Consider the following 24041-nt stretch of genomic DNA (forward strand, 5'->3'; position numbering starts at 1 on the left):
GTGGTGACGTTCGCGCAGGCGCAGGAGCGCGCGGAGGAGTGGGTGAACGGCGATGTGCCGGCGCCGCTCCAACGCGAGGTGCGGGTACGGGAGTTCGACCTGGGCTTCGTGGCCTGGGCGGAGGACCGCGACGGGGGTCCCCCCGGTGCCGAAGGCTCTGGGGGAGGTCCGGGGGCCGTCGGTGGCCGCAGCCGGCTGGTGATCGCCCGGGACAGCGGGGAGACGACGCTGTGGCCGGGGCTGCCGGTGGGCGAGGTGATCCGCCGGTACGAGGAGCTGTACGGCACGCCGGTCGACGGCGGGCACGCGGCGGAGGCACCGCCGCAGCGGATCGATCTGGAGGCCACGTCGTTCCTGCTCACGCCGCCCGAGTGGCTGCAGGAGGCGGCGGACGCGATCGGGATCGGCGGTCGCAAGGGCACGGGCACGGGCGGCGCGGGCACGGGCGGCGGGGCGGGTTCGCAGGCCGGGCAGGCATCCGGCTCCGCCGCGGGTCCCGGTTCGGGTTCGGATTCCGCTTCCGGTTCCCCTGCCGGTCCGGTCGCCGCGGCCGCTGCGGACGCCTGGGCCGAGGTGAACGTGAACGACGCGGCGGCGCCTCCCGCGCCTCCGTCCCCCTCCCCTTCCCCAACTCCGACTTCAACTCCCACTCCTTCCCCCGCAGCCCCGAGTGCGGCCTCCGGCGGGGAGACGCCGTGGGCCGCAGCGGACACCACTTCCGACGACGACGGCGAGGACCGGTCGGTGGGGCTGCCGCAGACCGTGTTCGCGCCGCCGCTCGCCGGTTTCGACGCGGCGGACGACACCCCGTCGGCGCCGCGGGCGCGGCCCGACGCGAAGACCGAACTGCTGCACGGCGGCAGCCAGTTGCCGCGTACGCAGGTGGCTCCCGCGCTGGGTTCCCCGGACGGCGGGCAGCCGGGTCCGGGCGGCCCCGGTGGGCTGCCCGCGGCTCCGCCGATGCCGGCGGCACCGCCGCCGATGCCGCCCGCGCCGCCCGGGATGATGCCCCCGCCCCCGCCGCCGGGTCCGTCGCTGCCCCCGCCGGGGCTGCCGGACCTGCCGCCGCCGTCCGGGTCGCCGGTCGCCGATGTGCCGCCGCCGCCCGGTGTGGTGCAGCCGCCGTCGGGGCCCCTGCCGCCCCCGGTGCCTCCGTACTCGGGCGGGGCGCATGCCGTGGCGACGATGCCGGCCGACGGCGCGTCGGCGTCCGGTAACGCCGGCGGCCCGCCGCCTCCCGGCGCACCCGGTCTTCCGGGGGCGGGCCGGACCGGCGGACCGGACCCGGAGGCGGTCGCGGCCGAGGCGACGCAGAAGTCGGACGCGCGCCCCGGTGACGGCCCGGCGCCCTCCGGCCCCGGCGCGCCCGGCGTGCCGGCCGGCGGGTACGTACCCACGCAGCTGGTGTCCCAACTGGACGCTGCGGACCTGGACTTGAGCGCGGTGGACGGGGCTTCGCACGGCGGTGCGGCCGGTGGGCCGGGCGCCTCCGGTACGGCCGGTCCTCCGGGTACGGGCGGTCCCGGCGGCGGGATGCATGCCGCCGCGACGATGCTGGCCGACGGTGCGGCGCTGCAGGCCGGCATGCCCGGCGCCGGCCCGGCGAACGGTCCGGGCGCCGGCGGTCCCGGCGTGCCGCCGCCGCCCGCGCCTCCCGGTGCGCTCGGCGCGCCCAAGCCCCCGGGGGCGCCGGGCAAGCACGGTGCGTCCGCGGGCGGCCGGGGCGCCGGCGGCCAGGGCGGTCCGCCTCCGCCGCCGGCTCCGCCGGGCGCCGCCGGCGGTGGCGTGCACGCGGCGGCGACGATGCTCGCGAGCGGCGCCGCACTGCCGGGTCCCGGTGGTCCGGGCGGCCCCGGTGCCCCCGGTATGCCCCCGTCCGCCGGTCCCGGCGTTCCGCCGCCGGGCGCTCCGGTGGCCCCTCCGGACCTGCCCGGTCCCGCCCCGGCCGCCGCTGGGCCGTACCCCCAGCCGGGTCCGCCCGGTGTACCCGGCCCCGGCGCGCCCGGTCCCGGTGGTCCCGGCCCCGGTGCGCCCGGCGCGTACGGCTATCCGCAGGCCCCCGGTGGTCAGCCGACCGTCGGGCCCGGCTACATGGCCGTGCTCAGCTACCGCGCGCCGGACGGCTCCGAGCAGAAGATCGTGCGCCGCTCGGCGCCCGGTACGCCGCACCCGGAGTGGCAGCTGCTGCACGAATTGCGCGCGATGAACGTCCCGCCGCAGCAGGTGGTGGAGCTGCACACCGAGCTGGAGTGCTGCGACCTGCCCGGTGGCTACTGCGCCCGGATGATCCGGGAGACCTGGCCGCAGGTGCGGATCAGCCACACCGCCGCGTACGGCCGGGACCACGCCTCGCGGCAGCAGGGCGTGCGCCATCTCGTGGAGCACCAGGGCGAGTTGCACCAGGTCGCGGACGGCCCGGCGCGGCCGGCGCCGGTCCGGGCGCCGCTGCCGCACCCGTCGCAGGTGCAGCCGGCGATGCCGGTGCCGCCGCCGGCGATCGGGCAGGAGCTGGAGCAGGCGTTCGGCCCGCAGGGGATATTCCGCTTCGATCAGCGGGCGGTCTCCCGGCAGGGCGTACCGGACGTCGTGGCGCAGATGCTGGTGTGGGCCGGGCTGCCGGTCGACTTCGGGCCGTTCTTCTGGGCGCAGGCGCAGCCGGGCCGCCCGGTGCCGACGCTGGCGGAACTGGCGGCGGAACGCGGTGTGCAGCCGGCGCCGGACGCGGGCTCGTACCTGGTCATGGGCAACGACTTCGGCCGTCAGCTGTGCGTCCAGTACGGGACCGCGAACATCGTGGCGGTCCCGCTGGAGGCCGGGCCCGGCGGGCAGCCGGTGGCGCCGCAGTTCGTGAACACCGGGCTGCCGGAGTTCGTGCGCTGCCTGGCGATGCTGGGGCGGATGTGGCGGCTGCGCTACGGGCTGACGCCGGAGCAGGCGGGCCGCTGGACGGTCGACTTCCAGGCGCAGCTGGTGGCGCTGGACCCGCCGGCACTGGGGTCGCCGGAGACCTGGTGGTCGGTGCTGCTGGAGCAGATGTGGGACGGCCTGTTGTAGGACAGGACCCAGGGCCGCGCCGGGCCGGCTGACCCGGCGCGGCGCACGACAGGGGCGCGGACGGCTCGGCCGTCCGCGCCCCTTCTTTCCGTTGCGCGCGGTGCGGCGCGCCGTCGCGGCGCGCCCGGCGTGCATGCCGTGACATCCGACCGCGTCAGGTCGTTGATACTCCGCACCCCCCTCGCGGGCGAAGATCCAATTCCGGCTTCTGTCGGCACATACCGCATCCTTGTGGGAGGGAATGGGCGGAGTGTCGTAATGGAGCCGCTTCGGGCCGATCCAGAAAGATGTGCGCGGGACTGTACGGAGGTATGCGGATCCGCGCGACTGCTGAGCGCAGCGGAGAGGGGCTTGAGGGATGAGTACTTCGGTTTCGCCTCACGGGTTCGAGACCGTACGAGGACGCGGCTACCGCCCTGAGGACGTGGACCGGCGCGTCGAGGGGCTCTCCATCGACAGGGACTCCTGCTGGGAGCGCGCCGCGCGGCTGACGGTCCTGTGCCACGAGATGGAGACCGAAGTCGCCGAGCTGCGCGCCTATGTGGCGCAGCTGCCGGAGCAGACGTACGAGGATCTCGGCGATCAGGCCCGGCTGATCCTGACGACGGCGGAGTCCGAGGCGGCCCGGCTGCGGTCCGAGGCCGATGCCGCCGCGGAGCGGCTGCGCGACGATGCCGCCGCGTTCGCGCAGCAGACGCAGACGGCGGCGGACAAGGCGTCGCAGCGGCTGCGTGCGGAGGCGTCGGAGGACGCGCGCCGTATTGATGAGACGGCGTGCGACGGGGCGTCGGCGCTGGTGGCCGGGGCGGTCAAGGACGCCGAGCAGTTGCGGTCCGAGGCGTCCGCGGGGCTGGTCGAGATGCGCCGCCGCACGGCGCAGCTGCTGCGGGACCAGGAGGCGCGGCAGAACGAGGAGTGGGACGGCCTGGAGCGGGAACTGACCAGCCTGGCGGCCGAGATGGACCTGCGCGTCGCCGAGCTGGACGCGCACGGGGAGGCCGTCGTGACCGAGCGCCGGCGGCTGACGGCGGAGACCGAGGAGTCGGCCCGGCACCGCCAGGAGGACGCCGAGGCGCGGGCCGCGGAGCTGCTGGCGCAGGCGCGGGTCGACGCGGAGCGGATCGAGCGGGCCACCGAGCGGATCGTGCGGGAGCACGACGAGGAGCGGGAGGAGGTCCGGACCCACATGGCGCATGTGCGCAACAGCCTGGCGGCGCTCACCGGCAAGGACCCGGCGGACTTCGCCGCCATGGGCGCGGACTCCGGTCCCGGGGCCGGTGGCGCCGCCCCCGAGGTCGATCCGGACGACGAGGAGACGGTGGAGACCCAGCGGCCCCGCATGGAGCGCGGCGGCGGGCGCTCGTAATTCGGGGCGACCGCTTCACCAACTGGTGCCGGTCACGCCGGGAAGGCGTGGCCGGCACCAGTGGTCCGGGTGCGAGCGGATTCCCGCTACGGAAATCCCGTGCTCGCCCGACAAGGGGCGGTGAGGTTCCCGATGTCGATACCTGCGGCTCAGGGGCTGTCCGGCGTGGCCGTGTCCGGGGCGCTCGCGCCCGTGCGGGCATCCGCGTGGACGGGGAAGCGGCGCGGTGCGAGCAGGAGCACGGCGAGCAGGGCGAGGGCGGCGGCAGCGGCGGCGCCCAGGTAGACGTGGTGGACGGTGGTGTCGACGGCGCGGCGCAGGTAGTCGGCGGTGCGGGCGGTGAGCGCACCGCCGTGCTCCAGGGCGCGCGAGACCGCGTCGAGGTCGTGCGGCAGACCGGTGCGGATGGCCGAAGGGGCGTGCGCGAGGCGGTCGTTGAGGGTGGCGTTGGCGATGGCGCCGAAGAGGGCGGCGCCGATGGACTGGCCGACCTGGCGGCAGAAGAGGATCGAGGCGGTGGCGGTGCCGCGCTCGGCGTAGCCGACCGAGGACTGGACGCCGATGATCAGCGGGAGCTGGAAGAGGCCCAGCGCGGCACCGAGCGCCAGCATCAGCAGCGCGGGCTGCCAGGCGGCGCCCGGGTAGGGGAGCAGCGGGAAGGCCAGCAGGACCAGGCCGGCGCCGGCCATGCCGAGGAGCGCGCAGTTCCGGATGCCGATGCGGGTGTAGACGCGGCTGCTGAAGGCGGCGGATATCGGCCAGCTCAGGGTCATCACGGAGAGCACGAAGCCGGCGGGTATCGGGCCGAGGCCGAGGACCGTCTGGGCGTAGGTGGGCAGGAAGACGGTGGGGGCGACCATCAGGAGGCCCAGGGCGCCGAGGGCGAGGTTGACCGCGGAGATGGTGCGGCGGCGCCAGACCCAGCCGGGGATGATCGGCTCGGCGGCGCGGCGTTCGATGGCGAAGGTGGCCGCGGCGCACAGCGCGCTGCCGGCGAGCAGCAGCAGGGAGGGCGCGGAGAGCCAGGGCCAGGCGGTGCCGCCCTGGACGAGGGCGGTGAGCAGCAGTCCGCCGCAGGCGAAGATGGCGAGCGCGCCGGGCCAGTCGACGCGGGGGCGGCGCCCGGCGGCGGTGGTGCGGGCCCGTTCGGTGTCGTGGCGGGCGTCGTCCTCGAAGAAATGGCGGACGATCAGCCAGAGGGCCAGCGCGCCGACGGGCAGGTTGACCAGGAAGATCCAGCGCCAGTCGCCGTACGCGGCGAGCAGCCCGCCCAGACCCGGCCCGGCGACGGACGACGCGGCCCAGACGCTGGAGAGCCTGGCCTGGATCTTGGGGCGTTCCTTCATCGGGTAGAGGTCGGCGGCGATGGTCTGCACGGTGCCCTGGAGGGCGCCGCCGCCCAGGCCCTGGAGGATGCGGAAGGCGATGAGGGAGGCCATGTTCCAGGCGCCGGCGCAGGCCAGGGAGCCGAGGAGGAACAGGGCGATGCCGGTCACGAGGATGGGCTTGCGGCCGTAGGTGTCGGAGAGCTTGCCGTAGACGGGGAGGGTGACGGTGACGGCGAGGAGGTAGCCGGAGAAGAGCCAGGAGAAGACGGCGAAGCCGCCGAGGTCGCCGACGATCTGGGGGATGGCGGTGGCGATGATCGTCGAGTCGAGGGCGGCGAGCGCCATGCCGAGCATGAGGGCGGCGACCACGGGCCCGCGCCGCGAGGTGGCCGGGCCGGTGGCGCTCCGCCCGCCCGGCCCCTGGTCCCCGGCCCCGTTCCGGCCGGCGCCGTGGCTGTCCTGTGTGATGCGGCTCACCGGGCCCCCTCCTGGTGTGGTGCGTGGCGCGGCCGTCGCGCGCCCGACCGTCCTGTGCGGCCGACCCACTACGTGTAGTCGGCACGATTCTGCCGACACCCTTCCACGCGCCGGCGCCCGGCGGAACGGGGCTTCTCGAAGGGTGGGACGGGCCGGCGGCTCGATACGGCGGCCGGTTGTCAGTGGGCGAGCGTAAGGTTGGCAACCCTGGTCCGTGCGCGCCCGTCGGCGCTGCCGAGGGAGTGTCGGACCGGTCGCGTTGTTCGCCTCGCTGGGACGGAATCTTTTTCATGAGCCTGACTGGTCTGCTCGACGCCGTCGTACGGGACCCGGCGCTCGCCGAAGCGGTCAGGGCCGCGGCCGACGGAAACCGGCCGCATGTGGACCTGGTCGGCCCGCCGGCCGCCCGCCCGTTCGCGGTGGCCGCCCTGGCCCGGCAGTCCGGCCGCCCGGTGCTGGCGGTGACGGCCACCGGCCGCGAGGCCGAGGACCTGGCCGCCGCCCTGCGGTCGCTGATGCCGGTCGGCGAGGACAACGCGGTGGTGGAGTTCCCCTCCTGGGAGACGCTGCCGCACGAGCGCCTGTCGCCGCGCTCGGACACCGTCGGCCGCCGTCTGGCGGTGCTGCGCCGGCTCGCGCACCCGCAGGCGGACGACCCGACCGCGGGCCCGGTCTCGGTCGTCGTCGCGCCCATCCGCTCGGTGCTCCAGCCGCAGGTCAAGGGGCTGGGCGACCTGGAGCCGGTCAGTCTGCGCACGGGGCAGACCGCCGACCTGGAGGAGATCGTCGACGGACTGGCGGCGGCTGCCTACGCGCGCGTCGAACTGGTCGAGAAGCGCGGCGAGTTCGCGGTCCGCGGCGGCATCCTGGACGTCTTCCCGCCCACGGAGGAGCACCCCCTGCGGGTGGAGTTCTGGGGCGACGACGTCGAGGAGATCCGCTATTTCAAGGTCGCCGACCAGCGGTCCCTGGAGGTCGCCGAGCACGGGCTGTGGGCGCCGCCGTGCCGCGAGCTGCTGCTGACCGACGAGGTGCGGGCGCGGGCCGCGGATCTCGCCGAGCAGCACCCGGAGCTGGGCGAGCTGCTCGGGAAGATCGCCGAGGGGATCGCCGTCGAGGGCATGGAATCCCTGGCGCCGGTCCTCGTGGACGACATGGAACTCCTGCTGGACGTCCTCCCGAAGGGCAGCATGGCGGTGGTCTGCGACCCGGAGCGGGTGCGCACCCGGGCCGCCGACCTGGTCGCCACCAGCCAGGAGTTCCTCCAGGCGTCCTGGGCGGCGAGCGCGGGTGGCGGTGCGGCGCCGATCGACGTCGGCGCGGCGTCCCTGTGGGGCATCGCGGACGTCCGCGACCGGGCCCGCGAACTGGGCATGCCGTGGTGGTCGGTGTCACAGTTCACCTCTGGTGACAGCGGACTCAGCACCTCTGGTGACAGTGAACTCGGCACCTCTGGCGACATCGGATACAGCGCGGCCACCGAGGAAGAGGCCGACGGGGACACCCTCAAGCTGGGGATGCACGCCCCGGAGACGTATCGGGGCGACACCCAGCGGGCGCTGGCCGACACCAAGCAGTGGCTCGCGGACGGCTGGCGCACGGTGTTCGTCACCGAGGGCCACGGTCCCGCGGCCCGTACGGTCGAGGTGCTGGGCGGTGAGGGCATCGCCGCCCGCCTGGAGGCCGACCTCGGCGAGATCGCGCCGTCCGTCGTCCATGTGGCCTGCGGCTCGATCGACAACGGCTTCATCGACCCGGGCCTGAAGGTCGCGGTGCTCACCGAGACCGACCTTTCCGGCCAGAAGGCCGCCGGCAAGGACGCGGCCCGGATGCCGGCCCGCCGCCGCAAGCAGATCGACCCGCTCACCCTCCAGGCCGGCGACTTCATCGTCCACGAGCAGCACGGCGTCGGCCGCTACATCGAAATGGTGCAGCGCACGGTCCAGGGCGCCACCCGCGAATACCTCCTGGTCGAGTACGCCCCCGCCAAGCGCGGCCAGCCCGGCGACCGGCTCTACATCCCCACCGACCAGCTGGAGCAGGTCACCAAGTACGTGGGCGGCGAGGCCCCGACACTGCACCGACTCGGCGGCGCCGACTGGACGAAGACCAAGGCGCGCGCCAAGAAGGCCGTCAAGGAGATCGCCGCCGACCTGATCAAGCTGTATTCGGCGCGGATGGCGGCGCCCGGCCACACCTTCGGCCCGGACACCCCCTGGCAGCGCGAGCTGGAGGACGCGTTCCCGTACGCGGAGACGCCCGACCAGCTGACGACCATCGCCGAGGTCAAGGAGGACATGGAGAAGTCCGTCCCCATGGACCGCCTCATCTGCGGCGACGTCGGCTACGGCAAGACCGAGATCGCGGTCCGGGCCGCCTTCAAGGCCGTCCAGGACGGCAAGCAGGTCGCCGTGCTGGTGCCCACCACCCTCCTCGTCCAGCAGCACTACGGCACGTTCACCGAGCGGTACGGCCAGTTCCCGGTCAACGTCAGGGCGCTCTCCCGCTTCCAGACCGACACCGAGGCGAAGGCGACGCTGGAGGGCCTGCGGGACGGCGCCGTCGACATCGTCATCGGCACCCACCGCCTCTTCTCCTCCGAGACCAAGTTCAAGGACCTGGGCCTGGTCATCGTCGACGAGGAACAGCGCTTCGGCGTCGAGCACAAGGAACAGCTGAAGAAGCTCCGCGCCAACGTCGACGTCCTGACGATGTCCGCGACCCCGATCCCCCGGACCCTCGAAATGGCCGTCACCGGCATCCGCGAGATGTCGACGATCACCACGCCCCCCGAGGAGCGGCACCCGGTCCTCACCTTCGTCGGGCCCTACGAGCAGAAGCAGATCGGCGCCGCCATCCGCCGCGAACTCCTGCGCGAGGGCCAGGTCTTCTACATCCACAACCGCGTCGAGTCCATCGACCGCGCGGCGGCCCGGCTCCGCGAGATCGTGCCGGAGGCGCGCATCCAGACCGCCCACGGCCAGATGGGCGAGTCGCAGCTGGAGCAGGTCGTGGTCGACTTCTGGGAGAAGAAGTTCGACGTCCTGGTCTCCACGACCATCGTGGAATCCGGTATCGACATCTCCAACGCCAACACCCTGATCGTCGAGCGCGGCGACAACTTCGGCCTCTCGCAGCTCCACCAGCTGCGCGGCCGGGTGGGCCGCGGGCGCGAGCGCGGCTACGCCTACTTCCTCTACCCGCCGGAGAAGCCGCTCACCGAGACCGCCCACGAGCGGCTGGCGACCATCGCCCAGCACACCGAGATGGGCGCCGGCATGTACGTCGCCATGAAGGACCTCGAAATCCGCGGCGCGGGCAACCTGTTGGGCGGCGAGCAGTCCGGCCACATCGCCGGCGTCGGCTTCGATCTCTACGTACGCATGGTGGGCGAGGCGGTCGCCGACTACCGCGCGTCCCTGGAGGGCGGCGCGGAGGAGGAGCCCCCGCTCGAAGTCAAGATCGAACTCCCGGTGGACGCGCACGTCCCGCACGACTACGCGCCCGGCGAGCGGCTGCGCCTCCAGGCGTACCGCGCGATCGCCTCGGCGAACTCCGAGGAGGACATCGCGGCGGTCCGCGAAGAGCTGACCGACCGCTACGGCAAGCTGCCCGAGCCGGTCGAGAACCTCCTCCTGGTCGCCGGTCTGCGGATGCTGGCCCGCGCCTGCGGCGTCTCGGACATCACCCTCCAGGGCTCCAACATCCGCTTCGGCCCGGTGGAGTTGCGCGAATCCCAGGAGCTCCGCCTCAAGCGCCTCTACCCCCGTACGGTCCTCAAGCCGGCCACCCGCCAGATCCTGGTGCCGCGCCCGACGACCGGCAAGATCGGCGGCAAGCCGTTGGTGGGGCGCGAACTGCTTTCTTGGGTGGGGGAGTTCCTGACGACGGTCCTTGGTTGATCCCCACGTAGCCGTCTTTCCCGCCGCGGGGGAGCGGGTGCGGTTTTCCCGCCTTCGGCGGGAGCGGAAGGGGTTGTGGGCCGGGGCGCCTTGTGGGTGGTGGGTGCCGGGGCCGGGCCTCCGGCGCCTGTGAGGCGCCCCCGCCCGGTGGGGGATGAGGATTTCCCGGCCGTCGTGGTGAACCCGGGGGCCAGAGGCGCGGGTTGGACGTGAGTGCCCGGGCCTCTCCTTCTCCCCCCAGGGGTGGGGTCCCGCCCACACCCGGCACCCACCACCGACAGGGGCCCCACCCCGAACACCCCCTCCGCCGAAGGCGGAGAGCGGCGCAAACCCCCACGGCGGGTCAGCCGACAACGTGGGAGGCAGGCCCGCCGCAGGCGCACGTGGGCGGGTGCGACGCCGTCAGTCCGCGGACGTCCGCTGGAAGACGACGATGTCCGCGGCGGTGCCCAGCGGGACGTAGGTGGATTTCGGGTGCCGGGCGGTCACGTCGGCGAGGGCCTGCTCGGGCGTGTGGTTGTCGGGGAGTTGGGCGGCGACGTAGTCGGGGGCCAGACCGCCGGTGTCGCCGGTCCAGTAGACGCGGGCGCGGCCCGCGAGGTGGCTGATCGGGCGGACGTCGGACTCCACGGTCGCGCCGTCGGGGACCCGGTCGAGCAGCCGCTCGGCGGCGGCCACGCCCGGGGGCTTGCGGTAGGTGGCGGCCTCGGTCAGCCGGGCCAGCGGGAGGCTGGTGGTCAGCGCCAGCGCGGCGGCCAGTACGGCGGCCGGCAGATGGTGCGCGTACGAGCGCAGCCACGGGCGGGCGGCGGCGCGGACGCGCGGCAGGGCGTCGACCAGGGCGAGGAAGACGACGGGCATCAGGACCGCGTTGTAGTGCCAGTCGATGCCCCAGTAGTGCGGGTCGTGGGAGAGGAAGCGCCAGCCGAGCGTCGGCAGCGCGACCAGGAGGAGCGGGGAGCGGAGGGCGAGCAGCCCGGTGGTGGGGAGCAGCACCCACAGCACGGTGCGGAGCACGACGTCGACCGGGACGGCGGGGGAGGCGCCGCCGTGAGCGCCGAGTTTGCTCCAGTAGTCGTACGAGCCGGAGCCGTTGAAGCCGGGGATGATCAGGCCGAGGGTGACGGCGGTGGCGGTGATGCCGAACGCGACCAGCGCGATGGGCAGCGGGCTCGCGCGCCGGGTGCGGAGCAGCGCCAGCGTGCCGATGGCGGCGGCGGTCACGCCCAGGTCCTCCTTGACCAGCACCAGCGGCGCGGCCCAGCACACCGCCGCGTTCCACCGGCCGCGCAGCACCGCTTCGAGGGCGAAGGCGATCAGCGGCATCGCGAACGCTATCTCGTGGAAGTCGAAGTCGACGGCCTTCTGTATGCCCCAGGACAGGCCGTAGGCGGCGCCGATGGCCAGGCCCTGGCGGCGGCCGAGGTGGCGGGCGGCGGCGCGGGTCACCGGTATCGCGGACAGCGCGAACAGCGCGGCCTGCGCGGCGAGCAGGGTCAGCGGTGAGGGGAGGAGGCGGTAGAAGGGGGCGAGCAGGATCAGGACGGGGCTGAAGTGGTCGCCGAGGATGTTGGTGCCGGGCCCCTTGAGGTCGACGATCGGTGCGCCGAAGTGGGCGTAGCCCCGTATCGCCTGCTCGAAGATGCCCAGGTCCCAGGACACGTCGGACAGGGAGCGGAAGCGGCAGTACGAGAGCGTGGCGAAGGCGAGGAAGCACGGCCCGGCGATCCAGTACGGGTCGAGGTGCGGCGCCCGGAGGGCGGCGAGGCGGGCCGCCGTCGGACGGGCCGGGGACGCGGTCGCCGGGGCGGCGGTGCCGCGCGCCGGTCCGACGAGGTCGCCTGCCGCCGGTGCTGCGGCCGTGTCCATGGGGGGTCCTCACTCTCGGTCTCCGAAAAGGTACTCGAACAGGCGAACGGGTCGGTCCGGTGTTCGCCGGGTGGTCCGCTTCCCTGTTCACCTGTCCCGCGCCCCCCGTTGCCACGCGTGGGAACAGCGGTGCGGACCGCGCCGTCCGCCCGCTCCGTGGCCCGGCCGCCGCGCGACCTCCGCGCCGCTCCCTCTCGCCGCGCGTCGGTGACTCAGACGTCACGGCGCGCCCGTCCGTTCCCGCGGGCGGAACGGGAAGGGGGATGGATCGGTCCGCGCACCGCGACGGCCTCCGGCCCGGACCGCGGTGACGCGGTGCCGGGCCGGAGGCCGTCGGGGAAGGCGTGCGGGGGCGGAGCCGGGCGGCTCCGCCGGGTCAGCTGGTGGGCAGCTTCCAGTGCACGGCCTGCAGGTCGATGTCCGGGGTGACCTCGATGTCCAGTTCCTTGGCGGTCGGCGGGGCGTCGAAGGCGACATCGACGGTGGCGGTCGCGCCCGGGGCTATCGAGCCGTCGAAGCCGATGCCGATCTTGCCGTCGATGATCTGCTCCGCCTTGCGGCCGTCGGCGCCGGTCTTCGCCTTGATCTGGGTCAGGGCGGGGTTGAAGGCGGCCTTGCCCTTGTTCTTCATCTGCACGGTGACCTTGTACGCCTTGTTGCCGGCGGTGTGTCCGGAGGCGATCTCGCCGACAGCGTAAGGCGCCGGCTTGGCGACGCTCACCTCAAGGCCCTTGTCCGGATAGGTCGCGAACTCGCCGGGGCCGTAGGACTTGTTGCCGCCGCCTTTGCTGCCGTCCTTGGGCTGCGCCGGTGCGCCGTTGACCTGTTTGTTGATCTCGTCGACGGCCTGCTTGGCGGCCACGACGGTGACGATGCCGCCGACGATCGCCAGGATGATCGCGAGCGCGCCCAGGATCGTGCCGGTGATCGCCACGCCCTTGTTCGTGGCCTGGCCCTTCTTGACCCGGCTCGTGCCGACCAGGCCGAAGATCAGCGCCAGGACGCCGAGCGGTCCGGCGATCCAGAACAGCAGCATCGGGATGCCGCTGAGAGCGCCGACGATGCCGAGGATCAGGGCGGCGACGCCCAGTCCGTTGCGCGCCGCCTGGGGGGCGGCGCCCGGCATGCCGTGGGGCCCCTCCGGGACGGGCTGGTACTGCATCTGCTGAGACATGCGAAGGGGCCCCTTCCGGGCGCTGGAATCGGTTCCGTCGAATCGGTGGGTCAATAAGAGCATGGGCTGTGAACCGAGTCAACATAGATATATGGAGGGTGGGAGTTCACGTCGTGAAGGGAGAGGGGCAAGGTGGATGGGTATGCTCGTCGACACAGAGATCGCGGGGGTCATCGGGACGGGAGCCAGTCAGGTGCCGGACAATGCGACGGACGACAGGGCGGCCCGCGGCGCCGCGGACGCCGGCGCGAGCGCGGAAAGCGGGGCGGACGGCCGCCCGACCGAGGTGACCGCCGCCGGCATCGCCCGGCTCGCCGGCGTCGGCCGGGCCGCGGTCAGCAACTGGCGCCGCCGGCACGCCGACTTCCCCAAGCCGGTCGGCGGCACCGAGACCAGCCCCGCCTTCGCCCTCCGCGACATCGAGCAGTGGCTGCGCGACCAGGGAAAAATCGCCGAGGTGCCACCGCGCGAGCGGGTCTGGCAGCAGCTCGTCGGGCACCCCGCAGGGGCCGCCGCCGCACTCCGCCAGGCCGGTGCCGTGCTGCTGCTGGTCCACGAGCGGCCCGCGGCCTGGCAGCAGCTGCGCGCCGCCGCCGACGACGCCGAACTGACCGGTGTGCTGCCCGCGATGTTGGAATCCGTCCTGGCCGCCCGGCTCGGCACCGAGCACCCCGTACGGGGCCTGACCCGCGAGGCGCTCGCCCCGTCCGCCGCCCTGGTGCGGGCCGCCGGCGACCTCGCGACCGCCGACGGCGCCCCCGAGGCGTACGCCTTCCTGCTCGGCCGGCACCTGGACGCCAACCCCCGCCAGTACACCCTCACCCCGCCCGGACCGGCCGCGCTGATGGCCGAACTGGCCGCATCGGCAGGCCCGTTGGGCACCGTCCTCGACCCGGCCTGCGGCGCCGGCGCGCTGCTCGCCGCCGCCCGCGACGAGGCCCCCGGCGCCGCCCCGCCCGCCCTCCACGGCCAGGACGCCGACCCCGACCTCGCCGCCCTCACCGCGCTCCGCCTCGCCCTGGAAGCACCCGGTGCCGAGGTCCGCGTCCGGGCCGCCGACACCCTGCGCGCCGACGCCTTCCCGCAGCTCGCCGCGGACGTCGTCCTCGTCCACCCGCCGTTCAACGAACGCAACTGGGGCCACGACGAACTCGCCTACGACCCCCGCTGGGAGTACGGCTTCCCGGCCCGTACGGAATCCGAACTGGCCTGGGTCCAGCACGCGTTGGCCCGCCTGCGGCCCGGCGGCACCGCGGTCCTCCTCATGCCGCCCGCCGCCGCCTCCCGCCGCTCCGGCCGCCGGATCCGCGCCGACCTGCTGCGCCGCGGCGCGCTGCGGGCGGTCATCGCGCTGCCCGCCGGCGCCGCACCGCCCAACAGCATCCCGCTGCACCTGTGGGTGCTGCGCAAGCCCGGCGGCGGCGCCCCGCCGGTCCCGCACCTGCTCGTCGTCGACACCGCCGCGCCGCTCGCCGGCGGCACCGGCCGCGACAAGCCCGACTGGCAGACCGTACGGGCCACCGCCGTCGACGCCTGGCAGCTCTTCGACCGCGACGGCGAGATCGAGGAGGTACCCGGCGTACGGCGCTCGCTGGCCGCCATCGACCTCCTCGGCGACGACGTCGACCTGGCACCCGCCCGGCACCTCCCGCCGCCCGCCGCGGCCGGCGGCCCCGGCGAACTCGCCCGGGTCCACGACCGGCTGACCGCCACCCTCGCCCGTACCACCGAACTGACCCCGCGCCCCGGCGAGGACGCCGCCGCCCCCGCGCCGTCCGCCGCCCGCTGGCCGCTGACCACCGTCGGCGAACTGGCCCGCTCCGGCGCCCTCGTGCTGCGCGCCGGCGGCGCCGGGACGGCGGCACCCGACGGAGCCCCAGCGGTCCTCACCGACCACGACGTCATCGGCGGCTTCGCCCCCTCCGGCACGCTCCCCGAAGCGCCCTCCGCCGGCCCGTCCGAGGAACCGGTGCTCGTCCGGGAAGGCGACGTCGTGGTGCCGGTCCTCGGCGGCGGCGCCATCGCCCGGGTCGTCGACGAGGACACCGCCGGCGCCGCCCTCGGCCGCAACCTCACCCTGCTGCGCCCCGATCCCACCGCCCTCGACCCCTGGTTCCTCGCGGGCTTCCTGCGCGGCACCGCCAACAACCGGCAGGCCAGCAGCTACGCCTCCACCGCCACCCGCCTCGACGTCCGCCGCCTCCAGCTGCCCCGGCTCCCGCTGGCCGAACAGCAGCGCTACGGGCGGCGGTTCGGCGACCTGGCCGCCTTCGAGGGCGCCCTGCGGCTGGCGTCCCGGCTGGGCGAGCAGCTGGTGCAGGGGCTCTACGACGGGCTGACGGACGGGTCGGTCGGGCCGAGCTGAGCCTCAGGGTCAGGTCGATATAGCCGTTATTTCTGTTATGTGCCGATGGGTAGGGGGTGCATGTGCGCGGGTAGTTGACGGTGGGCACACGGCGACGGGCGCATTGCCCGCACGCATTCCCTATAACCCCGCACATGCGCCCGCGGTCGTATATAGGCTCGCAGGCATGTGCGTGCACCGGCATTTCCGAGCCTGAACGCGAGGCCGCCGAGGCAGCACGGCCTCGGGCCTAACCACGAACGATCCGCCAGGAGTTGAGATTCAGTGGAAGATTCCTGCTCACTCCTCATCAGAGCTGTGCACCGTGGTCGGCAGGTGCCAGATCGGCGAGTACGCGCAGTGCGTCGGCCGATCCGCTGCACCATCCTGGTCGCCAACCAGGAGTCGCTTTCTTCGCAAGAGGAGATGGTGCAGGACTTGTTGGTGATCGTGCGCACCTTTTCGTGTCGCCTGGACGGACTGTGTCGCTATGGAAAGACACTGAAGGACGAGTCCACCGGTGGTGGACGGTGAAGGCCACCCGCATCGCCTACTCGAAGGACCTCAACACCGGCAAGTACGCGCAGCTCGAAGAGCAGGCGCGCCGACTCGGTGCGGTGCGGTCGCTGGTCTGGCGTCTGTACGGGTCCATCAGCGGCCTGCCGTGGTCGGACCGGCAGATCCGCGATGTGTGGATCGCCGACGGGACAGCTCAGACCTTCGGCGTGCTGGCGAACGCGTGGAAGGAGACCGTGCGGGACGCGGTGGCTGACATCACCGCGAACCGTGAGGCCGCCAAGCGCAAGGTCAAGAAGGCGATCTTCCGGCACATCGCCGATGAGGCTGAGCGGAAACACCTGGTCACGCTGCTCAAGCGCGACCAGTGGGTGGCTGACTCGTACCTGTCCCGGCAGATGCGCCGGCATTGGAAGCGGGGCCGGAACCGCACCCATAACCAGATCGTGGTCCGCTCCGACCAGTACAAGACGTTTACCTTGGCCGACAGTGGCAACGTCTGGCTCGCTGTCCCCGGCCTGGAACGCCGTCAACTCGTCCGCATCCCGCTCAACACCACCGTCTCCCCGACCGGCACCCTCCGACTGATCCTCCGCAACAGGCGCGCCGAGGTGCATTACCAGATCGACGCGAAAGGAACGAAGTCCTCCGGGCGGCCGTGCGGCGATCGGGAGACCGGCATCGACAAGGGATACAGCGAAGTCCTCACCGACTCCGACGGGAAGCGCTACGGCACCCAGCTCGGCGACCTCCTTACTTCCGAGTCGGATCACCGCAGGACCAAGAACGCCCGTCGCGCGAAGCTTTGCGCCGTCGCCGAGAGGGCGGAAAGGCGTGGCGATCATGCGAAGGCCCGCCGGATCAGGGATCACAACCTCGGTACTCTCAAGCGCGATCGACGCTCTACCGCGTGGAGGTGCCGCGTCCGCGACATCACCTATCGATCCGTGCACGCAGTGGTCGACAAGGCTGGTGTGATCGTGGCCGAAGACCTCACCAAGACTTTCTCCAGCCGGAAGAAACTGGGGAAGAATACCCATCGGCGCCTGGCTGCCTGGACCAAGGGCGTCACAGCCGAGGCGTTGCAAACCGTGTCGGACCGCAGAGGTTCTGCGGTGCGGCTGGTCAACGCTGCCTACACGTCACAAGCCGTGCCCTTCACGGACATCCTCGCTGTCCGGAAAGGGGACCGGCTTCACTGCACCGAGTGTGGGGCCGTGTGGCAAGCCGACCATGCTGCTGCGATCAACATCCTGTACAGGGCGAGTGACTCCGACATCACCCTGCACACCCCGCACACGCGGGTGAAGCAGATCCTGCGGGAACGTGCCGATCGCCAACGGTCCAGACTGCCGGACCAGGACTCCAGTACCCGGCCCCTCTGCCGGTGCGGAGAGCGAACCATCCAACCGATGCTCAACTCTGAGCAATAAGAAGGAAGCAGTAGTGATGCACGGCCCCGTCCAGGCCCCTCCGCCGCACCGCCCCCCGGCGCGCGGGACGGTCCTCGCGCTGCGGGTGGTCTTCGTCGCCGCCACAGTGCTCAGCCTGGGCTTCCTGGCCTGGGCCGCGCTGCTGCGGGCCGCCATCGTGCAGCGCGGGCAGCAGGGCTGGTGGGTCTTCGGCGGCGGCCTGGCGCTGTTCCTCGGCAGCTGCGTGGTGATCACCAGCTACCCCGCGACCGACTGGCGCACGAACGCGGCGGTCGGCGGCCTGCTGCTCCAGATAGCCGGAGCCGTGGCCTACTACCTCGTCGTCGACATCCGCGCCGCCCGCACCAGCGACTACGGGCCCGGCGCCGCTGGTACGGGCGGATACGGCGCCGCCGCCTACCCCGCCACGCCCCCGGCCGCCGCCCCGCACCCCTACGGCACCCCCCACCCCCCGCCCGCGGCCCCCGTCGCCCCGTACGCCGTCACCGCCACCGGACTCCCCCCGTACGCACCGCCGTCCGGCCACCCCGCGCCGCCGCCCCTGGCCCACCCGTCACCCGACCTTCCCCAAGCTCTCAACTCCGTTCGAGCAGGGGAGACCCCAATCCCCTCAACGACGCCGCTGCGCGGCGGCACCTCCCCTTACGGAACCGACCGGCGCCCGCAGCCCCAGCGCATCGACCGGGTCCGCGCCGAACTCGACGAACTGAGCGACTACCTCCGCAAGGAGGAAGGACGGTGAACGGCCGGGTCATCGCCGGGCGTTACGAACTCTCCGTACTGCTCGGCCAGGGCGGCATGGGCCAGGTCTGGATCGGCTACGACCGCCGCCTGGACCGCCGGGTCGGCGTCAAGCTGCTGCGCCCCGACCGGGTCGCGGGCACCCCGGACGGCGAGGAGATGCGCCGCCGCTTCGTCCGCGAGTGCCGGGTCACCGCCCAGGTCGACCACCCCGGACTCGTCACCGTCCACGACGCCGGCAGCGACGACGAGGACCTCTACCTGGTCATGCAGTACGTCGACGGCGCCGACCTCTCCGACCACCTCGCCGAGCACGACCCCTACCCCTGGCCGTGGGCGGTCTCCGTCGCCGCCCAGCTCTGCGCCGTACTGGCCTCCGTCCACGCCGTGCCGATCGTCCACCGCGACCTCAAGCCGCGCAACGTCATGATCCGGCCGGACGGTTCCGTCGTCGTCCTCGACCTGGGCATCGCCTCCGCCCTGGACACCGACACCACCCGCCTCACCCACACCGGCTCGCCCATCGGCAGCCCCGCGTACATGGCGCCCGAGCAGGCGATGGGCGGCGCCGTCGGCCCGTACACCGACCTGTACGCCCTCGGGGTGCTGCTGCACGAACTCCTCAGCGGCGAGGTCCCGTTCGCCGGCTCCACCGCGCTCGGCGTCCTGCACCGCCACCTCTACGAGGAGCCCGTCCCGGTCCGCCGGCTCCGCCCCGACGTCCCCGAAGCCCTCGAAGCGCTCGTCCTGCACCTCCTGCGCAAGGACCCCCGGGCGCGCCCCGCCGACGCCCAGGAGGTCTACGCGGCCCTGGCCCCCCTCCTCCCCACCGCCTCCGTGGGCCCGCACGCCCCGCCGGCCCCGGCCACCCCGCCGGCCCCGATGGACCCCACCCGCCCCTTCCGCCGGCCGCACGCCCCGTGGCCGTCCCGCGCGGCAGGCGCCCCGGTACCCGCCCCGGCGGCGTCCACCCCCCGCGCCCCCGAGCCGTCACCGGCCGCCCGCCCGGTCGCCGCGACGGCCGCCCCCGCCCGCCCGGTCCACGACCCCCGCACCTCCCTCCAGAGCGACCGGCACGACCGCTCCGCCGGCGCCTCGCACGGGTCCGCCCTCCTCACTCCCTCCTCGTCCACCGGTGCCGTTCCGGACGTGGCCGCCGCCGTCGACGAGGTCAAGGACCTCCTCGACCAGGGCCGCATCACCCGCGCCGTGGACATCCTCGGCGGCATCCTCCCGGCCGCCGCCGAACGCCACGGCGCCCAGTCCCCGGTCGTCCGCACCCTCCGCAAGCAGTACGCCGCCACCCTCATGGACGACGGCCAGTACCGCCGCGCACTGCCCGAACTACGGCTCCTGGCAGAGGAGTTCGCCAAGGAGTCCGGCGCCGCTGCCACCCGCCAGGCCCTCCAGTTCCACTACGAGGCCGCCCAGTGCCTGGAGCAGCTCGGCGAGGTGTCCCAGGCCCTGGAGGAGTACCGCGCCCTCCTCCCGTACTTCGAGCACTACGCCGACGACCCGGTCCGCCCCCTGGAGATCCGCCGCTCCATAGGACACCTCCTCCTGGCCCAGGGCGAACGCGCCGCCGCCCAGGACGCCCTCTCCCGCCTCCTCTACGACGCCGAACGCCTCCACGGGCCGCACCACGCCTTCCCGTCGGAGATCCGCCGCACGCTGTACTGGCTGGGTCAGGTGCAGGGCTGAGCCGGCGGCCCGCGGCGGGCCCGGGGGCGCACCGCTCACGCACCGCGCCCCCGCCCCGCCCTCGCCCGGCCGCACCCGGAGAACCGACCCCCGCACGGATCGTTGGCCGAAGCAGTGGCCCTGGGCCACGCCGACTCCATAGCATCGACCTTCAAGGTCGAGTCTCCGTCCGTTCCGTCGTCGCACGATCTGCCGGGAGGCCAAGTGTTCCGCCGTAGGACAGCGCTCTCCGTTTCCGCCGCCGCCGCTCTGCTGGCCGCGACCCCCCTGCTCGCCGCCTGCGGCACCGATGCGCATCCCGGTGCCGCCGCCATCGTCGACGGAAAGCGGATCACCGTCGCGCAGTTGCAGTCCAGGGTGAGGGACATCCGCGCCGCGCAGGCCACGTCCCCGCAGGGCGAGCAGCTGGTCACGAACACCGGGCGGCTCAGCCTGGCCACCCTCAACGGCATGATCTTCGACGAGGTGCTGGCGCGGGCCGCGAAGGACGCCGGGGTGCGGGTCACCCGCTCCGACGTCCAGCAGTGGCGGGAGACGGCCGAGCAGCGCTCCGGCGGCGCGGAGCGGCTGAAGCTGATGTGGATCCAGCAGGGCATCGCACCCGACGAGATCGACGCGATGGCCCGCAACCAGCTGCTGATGGACGGCCTGGCCCGGCACCTGGGCGCGGACCGCAACCTGCCGCAGGGCCAGCAGAAGCTCGCCCAGGTGCTGTCCAGGACGTCCCGGGACATGGGCATCGACGTCAACCCGCGCTTCGGCAAGTGGGACGACCAGCAGGTCATCCTCGGCGAGACCAAGGACCCGTGGATCACCCCGGCCGCGCCGCAACAGCAGCAGGTCTAGGGCCTGACCCCTGGGGAGGGGGCGGGCACCGGCGTCTCTGTCACCCCCTTGCGTTACGTTCGATGCGTGAACGCTGACGCCTCCTCCGCCGCCGACGCCGGCGCCGAGCCCCACCCCCAGGGCGCCGGCACCGGCCGCCTGGTCCTGCTCACGACCAGCCACCGGGTCGCCCCCGGACTGCTGTCCTGGCCCGCGTGGCAGATCGTGCGGGCCGCCGAGCGGGTGCTGTGCGCCGACCCGGACCATCCGCAGCTGCCCTACCTACGGGAGGCCGGCGTCACCGTCGAGATCGCCGCCCCCACCGCCCGCGAACTGGTCGACTACTGCGTGCCCGGCGCCCGCACGGCCGTCGTCATCACCTCCGCCGACGGCGAGAGCGCGCTGACCGACGGCCTGGCCCGGCTCGCCGGCTCCGGCCGCGAAACCATGCCCGACCTCGAACTCCTCCCCGGCTCCTACGACCTCCCCGGCGCCCGCCTGCTCGACCTCGTCCAGGTCATGGACCAGATCCGCGCCGAGTGCCCCTGGAGCAGCATCCGCACCCACCGCGACCTGGCCAAGTACGCCATCGAGGAGGCGTACGAGCTGGTCGAGGCCATCGAGGAGGGCGACCGCGAGGCGCTGCGCGAGGAACTGGGCGATGTGCTCCTCCAGGTCGTCTTCCACGCCCGGATCGCCCAGGACGACCCCGACGAGCCGTTCTCGGTCGACGACGTGGCCGGCACGATCGTCGAGAAGCTGCTCCACCGCCACCCCCACGTCTTCGGCGCCGAGACCGCCGAGACCCCCGAGGACGTCAAGGCCCACTGGCTCCGCACCAAGGCCGAGGAGAAGCAGCGCGACTCCGTCACCGAGGGCATCCCGCTCGCCCAGCCCGGCCTCGCCCTGGCCGCCAAGCTCGCCTCCCGGGTTCGCACGGCGGGCCTGAACGTCCCGACGCCCTCGGGGCCGGGCATCGGCTACGAGCTGCTGGCGCTGGCCGTCCGCGCCGAGTCCGAGGGCGTCGACCCGGAGGCGGCACTCCGGGCGGCGGCCCGGACGTACCGGGATGCGGTGGTGGCGGCCGAAGGCCGCTGAGGGGGGCTGCTTAAGTACCGTTGGGGGAGCAGAGCCGGACAGAACAGGGCCCCGTACGTGCACCCCAGTGCACGTACGGGGCCAGCGGCCACGCCCTGACCGCCGAGGGTTACTGTCCGATGCGCTGATCTGCCTAACTCGCCGTCGCTCAGCGAGCCGGGGTCACTTGCCGTCTCCTCCTTGCGGTTGCGGGTCACGCGGAGCCTCGGGTGGCATCGGGCCACCGTCGTGTTTCCCGCCATCAACTTCCACGGCGGCGGGGTGACGGAACGGGATGCCGCGCCAACCCTTGGCGTCGGGCGTGCGCGTCTCATACGTATCGACGCTCACAGCACTCATTGGCTAACCTCCTGTTTCGAGAGGGCCACGCCGCCGTACCGTCGATGGCGTGGCCGATTCCAACGTCCAGGTGCCCAGCGGGAGTTCTCCAAGGTGCCGCCTGTACCGAAGCGGACTCGTCATGACTCGCGCGCTGTCGCCTCACGTCGTCGTAGGGCGATAACGCTAGAAATAGCCGGGAGTTGACCTCAACGAACTTGCGCGGACTTGCGCCCGCTCACCCGAGAGAGTCGATTGCCGCCGTGATCAGTGCCCGTGCCGAGGCGCCGTAGACGGCCAAGTCCGCCAGGTCGGCGAAGGTGCAGGCGTACATGCTGATCTCGCGCGGCTGTGTGATGGTCAGGAAGGCAGAGACGAGTTCCACGTTGACCTGGGCGTGGTCAAAGATCCAGAAGTCCTCTACCGGCCACAGCGCGGTGCGGTCCGCGTCAAGCGGGATCACTCCCAGGCTGACGTTGGGGAGGGTGGCTACAGACAGGAGGTGGCCGAGTTGGCCGGCCATGATTGCTGCTCCGCCGATGCGGTGTCGTAGAACACTCTCCTCCAAAAGGACTGCGAAGCGGCGGGTCCCCTCGTGGAGGATGCGTTGCTTGTCCACCCGGACTTGAACGGCCTCGTCCAGATCGTCGGGCAGGGCGCGCCGGTCGCGAATCGCCCTGAGTAGTGCCTCGATGTAGGCGCGGGTCTGGAGGGGGCCGGGAATCAGGCACGACGAGTAGGCGCGGAAGCGCCGCGTTCGTTCCCAGAGCGGGAGGACGGACTCTTGTGCCCGGCGGAGACCGGTCCGTTCCATGCGTCGCCACTCGACGTACGCACCGTCGATGTTGCGCGCGGTGGCTATCAGATCGGCCGTCTGCTCCTCCGCGCCGCAGTGCAGCGTCCACACTCGCAGATCACCGTCGGACGGCCCTGTACGGCCGTTCTCGATACGGCTGCACTTGCTCTCGTGCCAGCCAGCCCTGGCGGCAAGCTCCCGCGCTGTCAGACCTGAGTCCTTCCGGATCTCGCGCAGGCGCTTGCCCAGGGCCTCTCGGGCTTGCTGGACGCTGGACGATGAAGTCACGTTCGAGTGTTCGGGGTGCGTGCTGTCAGACCGGCCGGTACTCCTCGTGAGGAGTCGCCCTTTCCCAGACCGCTTCGAAGGCTGTCACGCACGCACGAACCACAGCGGGGTCGGTCACCAGCTCTTCGCCGGTCATCTCCCCGTTACCGTTGAAGTGGTTGAACAGCACTGACGAACGGTCGAAGATCCAGCAGTCGTTGCCCGGCAACAGCAGCCAAGACGCGTGCCGACGGGGCAGCCAGCGCACCAACTCGCCAGCCTTGACGTTGTGTCCGCCGGTGAGCGCGTGCTCATACCGAATGTAGGCGGAGACGGGTTCCGAGACGACTCGCGCACGCCGCACGTCCACGCCTTGGGCCACCGCAGCCGAAACAAGGTCGATCCACCAGGGCCAGCGCTCGGCGGGATCGAAGTGGTTTCCCGCCGTCCACTCCTGGTAGTCCGCATCCAGTGCGTACGAGTCCCTGGCTTCGAGGTGCCACGCACTGTGCTCGGCAGACCGAAACAGATCCTCAAACGTCGGCTGTGTCGTCACCACCGCTCACCTCCGGGAAGAACCGCATCATGCGCCTGGGGAACTCGATCACCGTTTCATGAGCCGGGATGTCCATCTGGGCAAGCCGCTCAGTGTCCGTGACCCGCCATCCTTGCAGGATGTAGTTCCCGGTCTCGTCGTCCAGATACACCGTCGGTGAGCCGTTGTTAGGGCTCTCCGGATCCTTGCCCAGCCGCTGCAAAGCCATCGTGTCCTCCCTTGCCTCGGGTGACGATCAACAAGTTTGAGCTTGCGCCTGATCACCCCGGCGTGCCA

15 protein-coding genes and 1 pseudogene are annotated in these 24041 nt (G+C 72.9%); 10 read left to right on the plus strand and 6 right to left on the minus strand.

Going from position 1 to position 24041, the window contains the following annotated elements; translation table 11 throughout:
• Both GR130_RS03820 and GR130_RS03825 read left to right on the plus strand, forming a co-directional pair.
• Nucleotides 1-3054 (plus strand): SUKH-4 family immunity protein, encoded by a 3054-nt coding sequence (locus tag GR130_RS03820; protein WP_159503387.1) that lies wholly within the window; start codon nucleotides 1-3, stop codon nucleotides 3052-3054.
• A gap of 358 nt (nucleotides 3055-3412) precedes the next feature.
• The gene (locus GR130_RS03825; protein WP_236572780.1) at nucleotides 3413-4420 is read left to right on the plus strand and encodes a cellulose-binding protein; all 1008 of its coding nucleotides are present in this window, start codon (nucleotides 3413-3415) and stop codon (nucleotides 4418-4420) included.
• Between the two features lie 149 nt (nucleotides 4421-4569).
• On the opposite strand, the gene GR130_RS03830 is transcribed toward GR130_RS03825, so the two are convergent.
• Complete coding sequence (locus tag GR130_RS03830) at nucleotides 4570-6102, minus strand: MFS transporter (protein WP_201305138.1); 1533 nt, start codon at nucleotides 6100-6102, stop codon at nucleotides 4570-4572.
• A 413-nt stretch (nucleotides 6103-6515) separates the two neighbouring features.
• On the opposite strand from GR130_RS03830, the gene mfd reads away from it, so the two are divergent.
• Nucleotides 6516-10127 (plus strand): transcription-repair coupling factor, encoded by a 3612-nt coding sequence (gene mfd, locus GR130_RS03835; RefSeq protein ID WP_159503388.1) that lies wholly within the window; start codon nucleotides 6516-6518, stop codon nucleotides 10125-10127.
• A 402-nt stretch (nucleotides 10128-10529) separates the two neighbouring features.
• Here mfd and GR130_RS03840 read toward each other — a convergent pair whose 3' ends face one another.
• Both GR130_RS03840 and GR130_RS03845 read right to left on the minus strand, forming a co-directional pair.
• A complete protein-coding gene (locus tag GR130_RS03840) occupies nucleotides 10530-11996 on the minus strand; it encodes a DUF2079 domain-containing protein (protein ID WP_159503389.1) in 1467 nt (488 codons plus the stop codon).
• Nucleotides 11997-12372: 376 nt separating this feature from the next.
• The gene (locus GR130_RS03845) at nucleotides 12373-13170 is read right to left on the minus strand and encodes a DUF4190 domain-containing protein (RefSeq protein WP_159503390.1); all 798 of its coding nucleotides are present in this window, start codon (nucleotides 13168-13170) and stop codon (nucleotides 12373-12375) included.
• Nucleotides 13171-13312: 142 nt separating this feature from the next.
• Between GR130_RS03845 and GR130_RS03850 the strand changes: the two genes are divergently transcribed.
• The 7 genes and pseudogenes from GR130_RS03850 (at nucleotide 13313) to GR130_RS03875 (ending at nucleotide 21828) form a co-directional block, all read left to right on the plus strand.
• Nucleotides 13313-15535 carry an N-6 DNA methylase gene (locus GR130_RS03850; protein ID WP_201304788.1) on the plus strand — a complete coding sequence of 741 codons (2223 nt, stop codon included), beginning with the start codon at nucleotides 13313-13315 and terminating at the stop codon, nucleotides 15533-15535.
• 357 nt (nucleotides 15536-15892) lie between these two features.
• Nucleotides 15893-16048 (plus strand): annotated as a pseudogene (locus GR130_RS40210) (IS607 family transposase); the annotation flags it as partial.
• Entirely contained in the window at nucleotides 16045-17463 is a 1419-nt protein-coding gene (locus tag GR130_RS03855; protein WP_159503391.1) for a zinc ribbon domain-containing protein, read from the plus strand. The pseudogene GR130_RS40210 and the gene GR130_RS03855, both read left to right, overlap by 4 nt.
• A 16-nt stretch (nucleotides 17464-17479) precedes the next feature.
• Nucleotides 17480-18205 carry a hypothetical protein gene (locus GR130_RS03860; protein WP_159503392.1) on the plus strand — a complete coding sequence of 242 codons (726 nt, stop codon included), beginning with the start codon at nucleotides 17480-17482 and terminating at the stop codon, nucleotides 18203-18205.
• Nucleotides 18202-19905, plus strand: coding sequence for a serine/threonine-protein kinase (locus tag GR130_RS03865; RefSeq protein ID WP_159503393.1), 1704 nt, complete (start codon nucleotides 18202-18204; stop codon nucleotides 19903-19905). Before GR130_RS03860 ends, GR130_RS03865 begins: the two co-directional genes overlap by 4 nt.
• A gap of 204 nt (nucleotides 19906-20109) precedes the next feature.
• Nucleotides 20110-20751, plus strand: a complete 642-nt coding sequence (locus GR130_RS03870) for a SurA N-terminal domain-containing protein (RefSeq protein ID WP_159503394.1) — start codon at nucleotides 20110-20112, stop codon at nucleotides 20749-20751.
• A 66-nt stretch (nucleotides 20752-20817) separates the two neighbouring features.
• On the plus strand, nucleotides 20818-21828 hold the full coding sequence (locus GR130_RS03875; protein ID WP_159503395.1) for a nucleoside triphosphate pyrophosphohydrolase: 1011 nt from the start codon (nucleotides 20818-20820) through the stop codon (nucleotides 21826-21828).
• A gap of 556 nt (nucleotides 21829-22384) precedes the next feature.
• On the opposite strand, the gene GR130_RS03880 is transcribed toward GR130_RS03875, so the two are convergent.
• Genes GR130_RS03880 through GR130_RS03890 form a run of 3 tightly spaced genes read right to left on the minus strand, consistent with a single transcriptional unit; the run spans nucleotide 22385 to nucleotide 23973 of the window.
• Nucleotides 22385-23230, minus strand: coding sequence for a helix-turn-helix domain-containing protein (locus GR130_RS03880; RefSeq protein ID WP_159503396.1), 846 nt, complete (start codon nucleotides 23228-23230; stop codon nucleotides 22385-22387).
• A 25-nt stretch (nucleotides 23231-23255) separates the two neighbouring features.
• Complete coding sequence (locus tag GR130_RS03885) at nucleotides 23256-23765, minus strand: DUF6879 family protein (protein WP_201304789.1); 510 nt, start codon at nucleotides 23763-23765, stop codon at nucleotides 23256-23258.
• The gene (locus tag GR130_RS03890; RefSeq protein ID WP_159503398.1) at nucleotides 23743-23973 is read right to left on the minus strand and encodes a hypothetical protein; all 231 of its coding nucleotides are present in this window, start codon (nucleotides 23971-23973) and stop codon (nucleotides 23743-23745) included. Before GR130_RS03890 ends, GR130_RS03885 begins: the two co-directional genes overlap by 23 nt.
• Between the last annotated feature and the right edge of the window lie 68 nt (nucleotides 23974-24041).

The organism is Streptomyces sp. GS7, assembly GCF_009834125.1.
Taxonomy (GTDB): Bacteria; Actinomycetota; Actinomycetes; order Streptomycetales; family Streptomycetaceae; genus Streptomyces.

Bases quoted from the DNA above. Each gene is read 5' to 3' on its own strand.
- GR130_RS03825 (WP_236572780.1), top strand. From the start codon at position 3,413: ATGAGTACTTCGGTTTCGCCTCACGGGTTCGAGACCGTACGAGGACGC.
- GR130_RS03830 (WP_201305138.1), bottom strand. From the start codon at position 6,102: ATGCTCGGCATGGCGCTCGCCGCCCTCGACTCGACGATCATCGCCACC.
- mfd (WP_159503388.1), top strand. From the start codon at position 6,516: ATGAGCCTGACTGGTCTGCTCGACGCCGTCGTACGGGACCCGGCGCTC.
- GR130_RS03840 (WP_159503389.1), bottom strand. From the start codon at position 11,996: ATGGACACGGCCGCAGCACCGGCGGCAGGCGACCTCGTCGGACCGGCG.
- GR130_RS03845 (WP_159503390.1), bottom strand. From the start codon at position 13,170: ATGTCTCAGCAGATGCAGTACCAGCCCGTCCCGGAGGGGCCCCACGGC.
- GR130_RS03850 (WP_201304788.1), top strand. From the start codon at position 13,313: ATGCTCGTCGACACAGAGATCGCGGGGGTCATCGGGACGGGAGCCAGT.
- GR130_RS03860 (WP_159503392.1), top strand. From the start codon at position 17,480: ATGCACGGCCCCGTCCAGGCCCCTCCGCCGCACCGCCCCCCGGCGCGC.
- GR130_RS03890 (WP_159503398.1), bottom strand. From the start codon at position 23,973: ATGGCTTTGCAGCGGCTGGGCAAGGATCCGGAGAGCCCTAACAACGGC.